The organism is Meiothermus taiwanensis WR-220 (genome assembly GCF_003568585.1).
GTDB lineage: Bacteria > Deinococcota > Deinococci > Deinococcales > Thermaceae > Meiothermus > Meiothermus taiwanensis.
The window spans coordinates 95,617-108,848 of the sequence record NZ_CP021131.1; the positions used below are offsets into that span (position 1 = coordinate 95,617).

Annotated in this window: 6 protein-coding genes; 3 read left to right on the top strand and 3 right to left on the bottom strand. The window is 65.8% G+C overall.

The genetic code is table 11. From position 1 onward, the window contains the following. Nucleotides 1-2: 2 nt before the first annotated feature. Together MTAI_RS14275 and MTAI_RS14280 are read right to left on the bottom strand one after the other, a co-directional pair. Nucleotides 3-2,876: a DUF1156 domain-containing protein gene (locus MTAI_RS14275; RefSeq protein ID WP_027888724.1), complete on the bottom strand. Its 2,874-nt coding sequence runs from the start codon at nt 2,874-2,876 to the stop codon at nt 3-5. 37 nt (nt 2,877-2,913) lie between these two features. Then, nucleotides 2,914-6,450, bottom strand: a complete 3,537-nt coding sequence (locus MTAI_RS14280) for a helicase-related protein (RefSeq protein ID WP_027888725.1) — start codon at nt 6,448-6,450, stop codon at nt 2,914-2,916. 398 nt (nt 6,451-6,848) lie between these two features. Between MTAI_RS14280 and MTAI_RS15445 the strand changes: the two genes are divergently transcribed. Beyond that, nucleotides 6,849-7,862: a hypothetical protein gene (locus tag MTAI_RS15445; RefSeq protein ID WP_245453155.1), complete on the top strand. Its 1,014-nt coding sequence runs from the start codon at nt 6,849-6,851 to the stop codon at nt 7,860-7,862. Between the two features lie 410 nt (nt 7,863-8,272). Here MTAI_RS15445 and MTAI_RS14290 read toward each other — a convergent pair whose 3' ends face one another. Next, nucleotides 8,273-9,529, bottom strand: coding sequence for an esterase-like activity of phytase family protein (locus MTAI_RS14290; protein WP_027888917.1), 1,257 nt, complete (start codon nt 9,527-9,529; stop codon nt 8,273-8,275). Between the two features lie 244 nt (nt 9,530-9,773). Here MTAI_RS14290 and MTAI_RS14295 point away from each other — a divergent pair, with 244 nt between their 5' ends. Both MTAI_RS14295 and MTAI_RS14300 read left to right on the top strand, forming a co-directional pair. Beyond that, a complete protein-coding gene (locus MTAI_RS14295; protein WP_051349857.1) occupies nt 9,774-11,135 on the top strand; it encodes a S8 family peptidase in 1,362 nt (453 codons plus the stop codon). 358 nt (nt 11,136-11,493) lie between these two features. After that, nucleotides 11,494-13,194, top strand: coding sequence for a tetratricopeptide repeat protein (locus MTAI_RS14300; protein WP_027888916.1), 1,701 nt, complete (start codon nt 11,494-11,496; stop codon nt 13,192-13,194). Nucleotides 13,195-13,232: the final 38 nt, after the last annotated feature.

The following is a 13,232-nucleotide window of genomic DNA, read 5'->3' on the forward strand; positions in this document are numbered from 1 at the left end:
TCTTACTCCTGCACTGCAAACAGCCCCGCCTGGGCCTGGGTTTCCTTGTCCCTCTCCCCTGCCAGCCGCACAATCTCGGGCCAGCTCTGCACCAGGGCGTTGTACAAAAGCGCTTCGCTGGCCCAGTTTTTGCGCTCGCAGATGGTGTAGAGCCGGTAGGCCAGCTCACGGGCGGTCTCGGCCTGGCTGCCCAGCCTGGCTACCAGCTCGGCGGCGGCCTCTTCGCCCCCCTGTTCCAGGCGGCGGATGAGATGGTGCAGCACCTCCCAGTGCGGAAAGCGCTCGTCCAGGGCCGGATCCCAGTCTTCGGGCAGCTCCTTCGGTTCGAGCAGCCGCACCCTCCCCCGCGCCGACTCCAGGATGCCGGCCTCCAGCAGCCCGGCCACGCTGGTGTTCTTGGCCTTGGTAAGGGTTTCGGCCACGCCGAACTCCCCCTCGCCAAACCCAAACTGCTCAAACCAGGCCAGGGCCCAGCGGGTGTCGGGGTCAAAGTTGCCCTCCTGCTCCGCCAGGGCCTCGTCCAGCACCTGATTGATAAGGCTCAGGGCTTCTCGCACGGCAACCGGGCGGCCCTCCGCGTCCAGCACTTTGGCATAGCGCGTGTACACCGCCATCCCCGGCCCGATGGCCGCCTGGGCCAGATCCACAGGGGCGATGTTGCCCGCCTGGAGAAGGCGAAGGGCTTTGGGAAGCTCCTCCTTGAGGGCCGAGAGGAACTCGCGCCGGGTGGCGGTGGGGGCGTTCTCCGGGCGCTTGCGGCAGACCAGGACGATGCTTGAGGCTAGAGCAGCAACATTTTTCTTGAGGTTACCCGTGTACTCCGTGCGCATGGGCCAGGTGCCCGTGATGGAAAACCCTGCGCGGATAACAGCTTCCAGAAAGGTTTCCCACCCCGTGCGCCGGGCCTCGCCGTTCCCTTCGCTTTCCGACTGCTTGAAGGCGTAGTAGATGGTGACCGGAAAAGCCGGGTGCGCCTGCTCCGCCAGGCGGGCCAGGGCCTTGGTCATGCCCTCCAGAAAGAACTTCTCCGCCTCTTCCTTGCCCCCATGCCGGTAGGGCGTGGCTACGAGCTCCTCCGCCTTGGGAACAGCCATAGTGGCGAATAGCTCAGGGAAAACCGGGCGCAAAGAACGGCGGAGCCAGACATAGAAGAAGTCGGAAAGATCGGCGTAGCCGATGTTGTCGTAGTAGGGGGGGTCAGTAGAGACGATTTTGTCTTTGCTGATGTTTTGGGTTTGGGCATCAGATTGTCCAGCCCGCCCAATCCAATCTGTTGTTATGTTTCCAAGAAGTTTTGCCGCCTGTTCAAAGCCGCTAAGCAAGTTTCCAGACGATTCACTGAATGGGTTGGCCTCTGCAAAATCCCATACCATCGGTATTGCCTGGCGGCCGTAAGTACTTGTAATTTTTTCAAAACCTGAATTCCAAGAACATAAGCTAGACCAGTAATTTGCTCCCTTATCAACAGCAAGCGCCGAATACACCCCTACCGCCTGGGCATAGGAAGTGGCACCTGTGCCGCCCTCATCCAGCCCAATACCATCATCTGGCAGGCCAGCTTGAATGGCATCCTCCCGCACCTTGGCGATGGCTTCGTCCACCAGGTCGGAAAAGGTGGTCAGCGCCACCAGTTGGCGGGGGGTGAAGAGGTCGCCCCATTGACGCATGCCGTAAGGCACACATGTACCGCCAGTCAAGCGCGCTGGTACATCGCCAGACGGTTTCCATTGAGGCAGCGCTTCACGTGCACTGGCTTCATGTTCTCTGATGGGTGCCAAGTATACACGGCCTTGCGGGCCTTCAGCCACAATCGCCATCAGCCGCGCGCCCATGCGCCCAGCTTGGCCTTCCGCTTTGATGTAGTTCGGCTCAATGGGCGTACCCGACAGGATGCAGCGGAAGTTCGCGCCTCGCGCCAGCTTGGTGCCGTTTTTAGCCCCTTCCGGCGGCTTGCCCACCTTCACCGTAAAGCGGTAACGGTCGCCTTCCACTACCGGCTCCACATAGGCCTCCTTGCCGGGCTTGCTGGATAGGATGAAGGTGGAGGCCAGTGGCACTTCCACGTGGCCGAAGGCCGGGTTGGGGCTCCGCACGGTGCGGGCCCAAATCCAGGCGATAACGGTAAGCTCCTGGCCCACCAGGGGCTTGAGGTCGGGCCGTTCCTGGGCCATCTCGGGGGTGATCTTCACCTTGGGGTACAGGTGGCCGATGCGCCGTTCGGCCTCGTCGCGCATCCACTTCCCGTAGTAGCGCACGTCCTCGGCCAGGCCCCGGGCCCCTTTCCACTCCCGCTCCATAAGGGCCTCTTTCGTCCGGGCCTCGGGGTTCACCGGGGGCCTGCCCGCAAAGCGGGGGGGAATCTCGATCATGGCCTTGTTGATGAGCACGGCCACCGGGTTCAGGTCGCTGGCGTAGGCCTCGAGGCCCAGGCGCTGGGCTTCCAGGGGCAGGGCGCCGCCTCCGGCGAAGGGGTCGTGGAAGGCGGGGAGGCGATTGGGGTTGAAAAGCTCTTCGGCTCGGGGATGGTGGGCGTTGTCGCAGCAGGCCCTTTGCCAGCTCTTCCAGATCTCCTGCCGGGCCTCCTGCAACAAGTCTTCGTTGTTGGTGTTTTCCCACTGCACCAGCTTTTCTATCAGGCGGAAAAGGCGCTCGCGCTCCTCGGCCTGGGCCGCCTCGGTGGGGAACTCCTCGGGGCAGGCCGAGGGGTCGTCCACCATCTGGGCGAAGATGACCGCCCGCGCCGAGGCCAGGGGGCGGCGGGCCCACCAGAGGTGCAGGGTGCTGGGGTGGCCGTGGCGGATGGACTTTTCCCGCGCGGAGGCGGTGTTGATGGCTTCCAGGGGTAGGGCCACTTCAATGAGCTTCTTCCTCGTCATCGCATAAACCTTACAACAGGTTTCTCCACCGCTGTGTTCAATGCGGCTCCTCTGCTCGAGCCAGCAGTTCTGCGAAGTCGTAGTTGACGCTGGTCACCCCGAAGTCGGGCTCGCGCTGGAAGGGGCGGCGCAGGTAGCGCACCTGGTGGCTTCCGTCCTCCTGGAAGACCACCAGGGCCAGGATGAAGTCTTCGGGCTTGTTGAGGGCGGTGAGAATCTCGTTGCGGGTTACGGTGACGGTCTGGGCCCCGTCCAGGCGGCCCTTGACCTCTATAAAGCGCAGCCGGCCGGTGCGGGGGTCGCGGCTTTCGATGTCGTAACCCAGGCGCTCGAACTCGAGATCCACGGGCTCGTAGCCCAGGCTGCGCTCGGTCTCCATCACGATGGCGCGGGCCCGCGCGGCGGCGGCCTGGGTGTCGGTGGGAAGGCCCCCGGCGACCGGCCGCCCGGACAACTGCGCCAGCAGGCCCCTGGGCACCACCACCACACCCCCCAGCACCGTGGGGGGCAGGGCCGAGATCTGGGCCTCGCGGTCCAGCTCGGCCATGCGGCGCTCGAGGCGGGCCTGCAGCTCGTCGGCCCGCCGGCGCGCCTCCCCTGAGTTGAGCCGGGCGCCCACCTTACCGGCCTGCTCCTGGAGCTTGAGCTCCTCGGCGCGGCGATCCCAGTAGGCGATCTCCTTGGTCAGGCGATCCTTCACCGCGGCACGGGTCTTCTCGACCCAGGCCAGCCGCCGCTGGCGCACCTCGCGCAGATGCTCGGGCACCACCTGCGCGACGGCGTAGTCCTGCACCCGGGCCTCGAGGTCGCGGGTCAGCCAGGCCAGCTCGGGGCGCTCGAGCAGCCAGGCGGCCCCGGGTTCGCCCTCGGCCAGGGGCCGGTAGTCGAGGTAGGGCGCGTACTGCAGGTGGCGGGTCTGGCCCTGGGCGTCCATCTCCACGTAGAGCAGGCGGCGCGAGATGGTGCGCCGCTCGCCGGAGGGCAGCAGGCTGGCGTCCTGGATGGCGTGCTCGAGGAAAAACAGCACCCGCGGGGTGGTGCCGGGATCCGACTCGTCCACCAGCACCGTCCCCTGGCGCAAAAGGTCGCGGTGGCGCTCGAGGGTGAGATCGATCACCGCCTCGAGCAGCGGATGGCCGGGGCAGACAAAGGCCGCCAGCGGCTGGCCGGGGGGCGCGATGAGGGGCTTTTCGAAGACGATGCGCTCGTAGCGCGGCAGCACCGGGTCGCCGGTGGCGCGCTGGCGGATGGAGGAGGGTACGTGGGTCAGCTCGTAGCGGCGCGGCTCCCGTTCAAAGGCCCTGCCGCCCAAGCGGCGGAAGGCCTCGAGGAAGAAGGACTCGATGTAGTGCGGCTGCAAGCGCCGGGCCAGGGCCCGCTCCATCTCCTCGCGGATGCGGGCCACCCGGCTTTTGTCCATGACATCGTGGGCCAGGGCCCGCTCCTCCAGCAGGTCGCGCAGGTGCTCCCGGTCCACGGCCTGCTCGACGGCGCGGGTGAGCCGGGCCCGTACCTCGGGCCGGTCGCCGTAGCGGATGGCCTCGATCATCAGGTCGCGCAGGGGCCGGCCCTCGAACTGGAGTTTGCCCAGCACGTCGAAGACCTGGCCGCCCAGGGCCTTGCGGGCCTCCTCGAGCTTCTCCAGCAGGCGATAGTACACATCGCCCTCGCGGGTCTCCAGGGCCACCAGGTTCCACAGGTGGCAGACCTCGGTCTGACCGATGCGGTGGATGCGGCCAAAGCGCTGCTCGAGGCGGTTGGGGTTCCAGGGCAGGTCGTAGTTGACCATCAGGTGCGCGCGCTGCAGGTTGATCCCCTCGCCGGCGGCGTCGGTCGCCAGCAGCACCCGCACCTCTGGGTCGTGCAGAAAGCTCTCCTGGGCCCGGCGCCGCTCCTCGCGGCCCATGCCCCCGTGGATCACCACCACCGCTTCGGGACGGCCAAAGAGGCTGCTGATTTTGCTCTGCAGGTAAGCCAGGGTGTCGCGGTGCTCGGTGAAGACCACCAGCTTCTGGCTGGGCGAGGGCCTGGGTTTGGAGGCTGGGCCGTCCTCGGCTGCGCTCGGCGGTTCCATCCGGGCCCGATCGCCAAAAAGCTCGCCCAGCAGCTGCGACAGCTCGCGCCATTTGGTGTCCTCCCCGCTGCGGCGCACCTCGGCGGCCAGGGCTTCCAGGCGGGCTAGGGTCTGGATCTCGCGCTCGAGCTCGCCGATGGTGCGCGCGGCCGTGGCCTGGTCGAGAATCTGCTCCTCGGCGCTGGCCACCTCGTTCTCGGGTGCGTCCTCCAGATCCTCCAGGTCTTCGGGCTCGAGGGCCGTCCAGCCGGGCACCTCGGCGCCCCGCTGCTGCAGCGCGAGTTCGCGCAGGCGCTTCTCCAGCCGCTCGCGCCGGCGGCGCAGGGACTGGTAGATGGCCTCGGGCGAGGAGGCCAGCCGCCGCTGCAGGATGGTCAGGGCAAACCCCACGGTGCCCGCCTGCTTGTCGTTCTGCAGCGCCTCGGCGCGGTTGAACTCCTCGCGCACGTACTCGGTGACCTCCCTGTACAGCCGGGCCTCGAGGGGCGAGAGCCGGTAGGGCACGGTGTAGGCGATGCGCTCCGGAAACAGCGGCGTGCCGTCGAACTTCAGCAGGTTCTCCTTGACCATGCGCCGCATCAGGTCGCTGGTGTCCACCCGGTGCACCCCATCGCGGAAGCGGCCCTCGAAGCGGTCGGCATCCAGCAGGGCCAGAAAGAGCTGGAAGTCCTCCTCCTTGCCGTTGTGGGGGGTGGCGGTCATCAGGAGGAAGTGCCGCGTGAGGCCGGAGACGAGCTGGCCCAGCCGGTAGCGCTTGGTGTACTTGACCTCCCCTCCGAAGAAGGTCGCCGAGAGCTTGTGGGCCTCGTCCACCACCACCAGGTCGTAGCGGTTGTCCGGGGCGGCCAGCTTGGCCTGCACCGCCCCGTCCCGCGCGAGCTTGTCGAGCCGGGCAATCACCAGGTGGTTTTCCAGGAACCAGTTACCGGTGCGGGCGGCCTCGAGCTTGTCGTTGGTGAGGATCTCAAAGGCCAGGTGAAAGCGGCGCGAGAGCTCGTCCTGCCACTGCTCCACCAGGCTGCCGGGGCAGATGATGAGGCAGCGCTGGAGGTCGCCACGGGCCATCAGCTCTTTGATGAGGAGGCCGGCCATGATGGTCTTTCCGGCCCCCGGATCGTCGGCCAGCAAAAAGCGCAGGGGCTGGCGCGGCAGCATGGCCTCGTACACCGCGGTGATCTGATGGGGCAGGGGCTCCACCAGCGAGGTGTGCACAGCCAGGAGCGGGTCGAAGAGGTGGGCCAGGCGGATGCGCTGGGCCTCGGCCACCAGCCGGAAGAGGGCCCCGTCGCCGTCGAAGCTCCACGGGCGGCCCTGCTGGAGGAGCTCGAGGCGGGCCTCGTCGTGCCGGAACAGGAGCTCGTGGGCCACCTTACCGGCCGGGTCGCGGTAGACCAGGGTCAGGGCCTCCGATCCGTGCCACTGCACGCTGACCACCGATACGGCCGCATCCGGAAGTATGCCTCGCAGGACAGCACCGGGCTGGATGTCTTCTAGGCGCATACCAGACTGGGGTTGTTCGGCGTTCAACCTCACACACACCGCACCTGCCCCGTTTGCACGCATTATAGGGAGTCCGGCGATCCCGCCGGTAGCGTCGGGGTCGTGTGCGGCAGCCTCTGTAGAAGGAAAGCACTGCTCTTTCTGCTCTTTTGCCCCGGCCAAGCCCCCTGTGTTACGTCCACCCCCAGGCGCTAAAAATGCCTTTCGTAAAACGACCCATTCCGTTTTGCGGGTAGTAGAGTGAGATTATCCCAGACAGGGGTTGAAGGGGAGGCCGTTTTCAACGCAGATTGCGTTGTGTGAAAACAAACAAACCTCCCCTCTCAAGTCTGGCATGCCCGATAGAAGGATGCAAGCTGTACGGGAAAACCGGACAAGGCAATCTCAAGGTACGCAAAGTGTACAGCGCAGAAAAGATACGATACCTGCGTTGCAAGAGCTGCGGGCAGGAGTTCAGCGAAAGGAAGGGCACGGCCCTCTGGAACTGTAAACTGCCCGAATCCAAGGCCGTAGCGGTCGCAGAGCAACTGAGCGAGGGCAGCAGTCAGGCCGCCACCGCTCGCCTGCTCAAGGTGAGCCGGGAGAGCGTGCGCAGACTGGAACGCTGCCTGGGTCGGCACGGGCGGCTGTTTCATGACCAGCAGGTGCAGGGCCTGGTGTGCAGCAGCCTGCAGGCCGACGAGCGGCACGGGTACGCCGGGAGCAAGAACCGGCCCTGCTGGGAGGCGGAGCTGCTCGAACCCAAAAGCCGCCTGATCGTGGAGCGGGTGCAGGGCGAGCGCAACGAGGATCTGGCCCGCCGCCTTCTGCGCGGGGGGAAGGCCCGGCTGAGAGACTTCCAGGATCTGGCCTTCTTCAGCGATGGCTGGGAATGCTACGCCACCCTGTTCCCGCAAGTCTTCGGAACCCCCTACCAGCCCAAGCGGCGAGGGGCTCGCGGCAGGAGGCCGCGAGAGCGCTATCGCCTGACCCGCCGACAGGCCCATGTCCAGGTGCTCAAACGGCGTGAGGGCCGGCGGGTGGTGGAGGTCAGACTGCGCATGGCCCATGGCAGTCGCAAGCGCATTGACCTGGAGTTAGAGCGTCTGGGCTACACCACCCCTAACACCTCTGCCATTGAGCGGCTCAACGCCACGGCCCGGCGTATGGACGCCTTCTCCGTGCGCAAGACCCTGGCCTTTGCCCGCAGGCCTGAGTCCCGGGAGCACCGCGGTGACTGGCGGATGACGGTCTACAACTTTGCCCGCCCCCACCGCTCCCTCCGACTTCCCCTAGCAGAGCCCATCGGCAGGCGGCGCTACCGGCCTCGCTCCCCGGCTATGGCAGCAGGCCTCACGGAACGCATTTGGACGATCCGAGAAATCCTTCTTCATCAGGTTTTCCCCAGGCCTGTCAGAGATAATCTCACCTAACTACCGTTTTGCGAAAAGTGCTACAATACCCCCGTTGAGCAAGTCGACAGCGCATCTTGAAAGCCAGGTTTTGCCATAGATAAGGCCAATCCAGCCCCAAAGGCGGTCTGGGGTTCTAAAAAAGTCCTATAAAGGGATTGCAGCATGCCGCCGAAGTCCGTACGATCCCGGTTTGAGGCAATCAAATTGCAAAAAAAGCCCCGTAAGGGGATTGCAACCCGAGAGAGCCTGCGCAAAGCACAGGCCCTCCCATGTGAGACGAAAACAAAAAGCCCCGCAAGGGGATTCCAGCCAGAGGAGGCCCGCTGTCAGCCATAGACTGGTGGCCCTCCCCTGCCACCCGGCGGTACAGAGGGCAGCCTCAAAAAAATCACCCCGGCGACAAGCCGGGGTGAAGAGGGGGCGCCAGGTTAGGGCTGCCGGCCCACGCCCGGGGCCGGGCGCAGCGGGGTGGGGAGGCGCAGCCAGATAAACTCGTTGGCGTCGCGCACCTCAGGCCCGCGCCCACCCGTGGCGGGGTAGTTGTTGTCGTTATTGACCAGGATGGTGTTGGCATCCAGCACGATCACACCCTCAATGGTGAGGTAGGGAAAGGTGAACACACCATTTTGGGTGCTGGGGGCCAGACCCCGGGGGTCTGCGATGTTGAGCAGGTCAGCCACCAGTTCTTTGGCGAAGATCCCGTTGGCATCTCTTCTGCTCAGGTCGATCTTGTAGATGCGCTTGATTCTGGCCGTAGCCCCCTGCTGGGAATCGCGCTCGATCACCAGGTATTCGTTCTCGTTGATCACGGCAAAGTCCCCAATGGCGTTGGCGGGGTCGTCGAGCTGGTAGCGGCCGATCATCCCCAGGAAGCGGCGGCTGGCGGGGTCGAATTCCATCACCCGCAGCGTACCCGCGGGGTCGCCGGCTACGGTACCCTCGAGCATGGCGTAGATCCGGGTCTTGGCGGGATTAATCGCCATACCCTCGTAGCCTCGCGAGGTGGGCAGGTTGGCCGGGGAAGGCTGGCCCGGGCCCACCGGGTTCATGACCAGCTGGGGGTTTTGTGGGGCGCGAACAAAGTCCCTGCTGGGGTCTTTGCCCTGGCCAAAGTCGGGGGTGGGGTAGGGCGGCTCGAGCAGCACCCCCTGGGCATCGAAGTGCAGCAGGTAGGGGCCGAACTCATCCCCAACCCACAGCGTGCCGTCGGCAGCGATGACAAAGGACTCGGGGTCGAAGTCGTAACCGGTCAGCAGGCGGTCGGGGGTGTTTTCATTGAGGATGGGAAAGGGAATGCGGCGGTTGGGGTCACGCAGCTGGATGAAGGGGCCCACCTGCACCGTGCCGGGCCCACCCTGGGCCGTGCGGGGCTGGAGGGTTACCTGGTAGATCCGCAGGAGGTAGTCGGGGCTGTTGGCCTTGGAGCCGAAGCCGTTGTCGGACAGCACCCAGTAGGTGCCGCCGGGGCCAAACTGAATGGCGCTAAAACCCTGCACCGGCTGGCCGGAGAAGGGTGCAGCGGCAGAACGGAAACCGGGGTTCTCGCGGAAGGCTCCGCTGGCCGGCCCCTGGGCAAAGATGTCGGCAGGTAGCACGGCAAAGCCTACCAGTTCAACTCGAGGCGCAGCCTGCGTTAAGGCAACACAACCCAGCGCGGCAAGCGCAACCGCCCATCTTTTTTTCATAAAATCACCTCCAGGGCAATTCATACAAGCGCACATCAGGGCTGTGTAACCTACTCGCTGACAGGTTTTTGATTTTTCTGTACCGCCATAGCGATTGAGCTTCTTCTCAACAGAATGTGTCAAGTGCTCCCTTGGTCGGGTACCTTCGCTAGGTATGGCAGTGGTTTCTGAAGATAAAAAATCTGCTTGAAGCCCTTCATAATCCCCTTATACGCCCTACCAGCCCGGACAGCATACTGAGGCCATGCTGCGCACGCTTCCGCTCTTAATCGCCCTTGTCCTCGGCCTCGCCGCCTGCACCCCACCGGCCCCCCCTCCCGCCGCAGAGCCCCCGCTGGCCCCGGGCGCATGCCCCTCCGCAGCCAGCCTGCAGGCCCCGCCCTCCTTCGCACCGGGCGAAATTATCGTGCGCTTCAGGCCAGGGGTAAGCCTCCAGTCCCTCCAGGGCCTCTCGGTGGCCGGGGTGGAGTTGCAGCAGGTGCGCCCCCTGGGCCAGGCCTTCCTCTACCGTGCCCCCCTGGATCCCGCCCAGACCCTGGCCGCCCTGAGAATCCTACGAGCGCGAAGCGAGATCGCCTACGCCCATCCCAACTACCTCCTCTCCGCCCAGGCGGTCACCCCCAACGATACCCTGTACCCCTCTCAGCGCTGGCACTACCAGGCCCTCCGCCTGCCCGAGGCCTGGGAGATTGAGAGGGGGTACACCCATCCGGTCACGGTGGCGGTGGTGGACAGCGGGATCGTCGCTGCGCACCCCGATCTCGCGGACAAGCTCCTCCCCGGCTACGACTTCTATTCCGACGCTTGCACCTCCGGCGACGGGGACGGTCGCGACCCCAACCCCGAGGACACCGGCCCCAACACCACCTACCACGGGAGCCACGTGAGCGGCCTCATCGCGGCGGCCACGAACAACGGACAGGGGGTGGCCGGGGTGAGCTGGGGGGCCCGCATCCTCCCTCTACGCGCCCTGAGCGGGGCGCGGGGTACGCTCTCCGATGTGATCGATGCCCTGCGCTGGGCCGCCGGGCTGGGGGTGACGGGGGTGCCTCCCAACCGGAACCCGGCCCAGGTCATCAACCTGTCGCTGGGGGTGGAGATGCCCTGCAACGAGCTACCCGCCCTCCAGGAAGCCCTCCAGGAGGTGAACAGCCGGGGGGTCATCGTGGTGGTGGCGGCGGGCAACTACAACGCGGAGGCCAGCACCCTGAGCCCCGCCAGCTGCCCGGGGGTCATTGTGGTGGGGGCCACCGAGGCCAGCGGGCGGCGGGCCTACTACTCCAACTACGGAACCCGCGTCGACCTGATGGCTCCTGGGGGGGATGACCGGCAGCAGCAATGGGTGGTAAGTACCCTGGGCAGGGATCAGTACGGTCGGTATCAGTATGGAGGTATGGTCGGCACCTCGATGGCCGCCCCCCAGGTGGCCGGGGTGGTGGCCCTGATGAAGAGCAAGAGGTACAGCCTCACCCGCGAGGAGGTTCTTTCCATCCTGAAAGCAACCGCCCGGCCCCTCACCGCCGAAGAGTGCAACCGCCCCAGTGGGGCGGAGTGCGGGGCAGGGCTGGTGGACGCACGGGCGGCGCTGGAGCGGCTGGGGCCCTGAGGGTTCCTTCACCCACTTGCTCTGGATCGGGGCCATGCCCACCTCGCCATCAGGGATGGGCTGCTGCGAGATCGCCATCAACTGCTTCGGCCTACTTGCTCCAATCTTGCCCCCTTTTGCCCCTAGATGAACCCAGAAAGGGGGCAAGACACCGGATGGCCCAGGGCCGGGGAGGACGGACACCAATTCCCCGCCCAAAAAGGTACAGCGAAGGCCAGGGATCCCATGGATTGGAGACGGAAAAGCACACCAGTCTGCTTCGTGATCGGCCAGGTTAGGCGTAACCGGTCAATACCATGGCCCCCGTGTCGCTAGGGCAGCCCCCAGACCCACAGCTGAATAAAATGTAGTATGAACCATGCTGCGCACGTTGGGGGAGTTGTCGTTCGAGCTGCCGGATGTAGTAGAGCGCAAGGTCTTTCGCAAAAGGAAGCCGCTGTTGCTATTGGCTTACCTGCTTTCAGAAGGTCCGCGTTCGCGCCGCCACCTGGTCGAGCTGTTCTGGCCCGGGGCCAACGACGGCTATAACAGCCTGTCGGTAGCCCTTACCCAGCTGCGGGCGGCAGGGGTACATCTCGAGGGAGGGGAGGTGCTGCGGGCTGAGGCGGCCTGGGACGTGAAAGAACTAAAGGCCGCCCTGGCTGCAGGGCAGCTCGCGGAGGCCCGCCGCCTCTACCAGGGCCGCTTTCTGGAAGGTGCCGACGATGGACTTTCCCTCGAGCTCGAAGAGTGGGCCTGGAGCCAGCGTGAGGCGATCATCCAGGATCTCTGGGAGGCCCACTTGAAGCGGGCCCAGGCCCTGTACGGGCTGGGGTGGGAGGAGGAGGCCCAGGCCCTTCTGGCCCAGGCTCGCAGCCTGCCAGGGGTGGAGGAGGTAGTGGAGGAGGTTCCAGAGCTCAGGCCCTTCCCCTGGGAGGTGCGCCGGGCCTTCTACGCCGTGGGGTTGGTGGGGTTTTCCAAGGCGGTGGAGCTCCTGGAGCTACCTACGGAGGCCCTGGACTTTCTGGTACGGGAGGGGCTTTTGGACGCTCAGGGGCGGCCCCGACTGGAGATGCCCACCAATCTACCAGCCCGCCAGGTAGCCCTCGAGCTGGCCCGCCAGCTTCCCCTGAGCGAGGCAGCACCCCTGTACAAGCTCTCGCGGGCCCACTGGGAGGAAACCGACCGCGCCAGGGGCCGCCTGGCCCTGCTGCGCCTGGTGCGCGCCCAGGTGGACGAGCACCCCCAGGAGGCCCTGGAGCTACTGAGCGAGCTTTCCCCAGATACCGAGGTGCTGCTTTTGCGGGCTCGAGCCCTGGAGCGCCTGGGGCGCTATAAAGAAGCCCTGGAGCTTTTGGATGAGCTACCTCCAGGCCCGGATCGCAGCGCCCTGCGCGGGGGCGTGCTGCTACGTCTGGGGCTTTTCAAGGAAGCCCAGGCCGAGGTGGAAGCCGCCTCCCAGGGTGGAGTCTTTGCCCAGGCCGAGGCTTGGAACCTGCAGGGGATGATGCTGGTGGGCCAGGGTCGCATGCAGGAGGCGGCCGAGGCTTTTAGCCGGGCGGCGGTGCGCTTTTTGATGGCCGGGGAGGAGGTGCGCCACCTGGGGGCCCTGAGCAACCGGGCAGCAGTTCTGGCCGAGCTGGGCCAGGGTGAGGCTGCCTTTGACGAGTTGCTCAGGGAAATTGGAGAACGCAAAGGGCTGCGGGCCCGGGTCTGCCTCAACTTAGGAGTGGTGCGCGAGCGCCAGGGCCGGCTGGAGGAGGCCGAGCGGCTTTACCGGGAGTCGCTGGAGCTGGCCCAGGGCAACCTCGAGGCCATGGGACGGGCTTGGAACAACCTGGGGGCCCTTTACCACCGCCAAGGAAAGACCCAGGAGGCCAGAGCTGCCTACCAAGAGGCCCTGCGGCTGGCCAGAACCGGGCAGGAGTGGGTGCTGACCGCAGCGGTGCTGGCCAACCTGGCCGAGCTTACCGGCGAACGGGCCAGCCTCGAGGAGGCCATCGCCCTGCTGGAGGAGGCCCAATACACCGTGCTGGCCGAGCGGTACCGCAGCCGGTTGGATGCGTTCAGACCTAATTAAGACCCCCTCTGCTAACCTTCCTTTGCCCACAGCAGGCC

Coding starts and splice junctions, on each gene's coding strand:
- MTAI_RS14295 (WP_051349857.1), top strand. CDS start 9,774: ATGCTGCGCACGCTTCCGCTCTTAATCGCCCTTGTCCTCGGCCTCGCC.
- MTAI_RS14275 (WP_027888724.1), bottom strand. CDS start 2,876: ATGACGAGGAAGAAGCTCATTGAAGTGGCCCTACCCCTGGAAGCCATC.
- MTAI_RS14290 (WP_027888917.1), bottom strand. CDS start 9,529: ATGAAAAAAAGATGGGCGGTTGCGCTTGCCGCGCTGGGTTGTGTTGCC.
- MTAI_RS14300 (WP_027888916.1), top strand. CDS start 11,494: ATGCTGCGCACGTTGGGGGAGTTGTCGTTCGAGCTGCCGGATGTAGTA.
- MTAI_RS14280 (WP_027888725.1), bottom strand. CDS start 6,450: ATGCGCCTAGAAGACATCCAGCCCGGTGCTGTCCTGCGAGGCATACTT.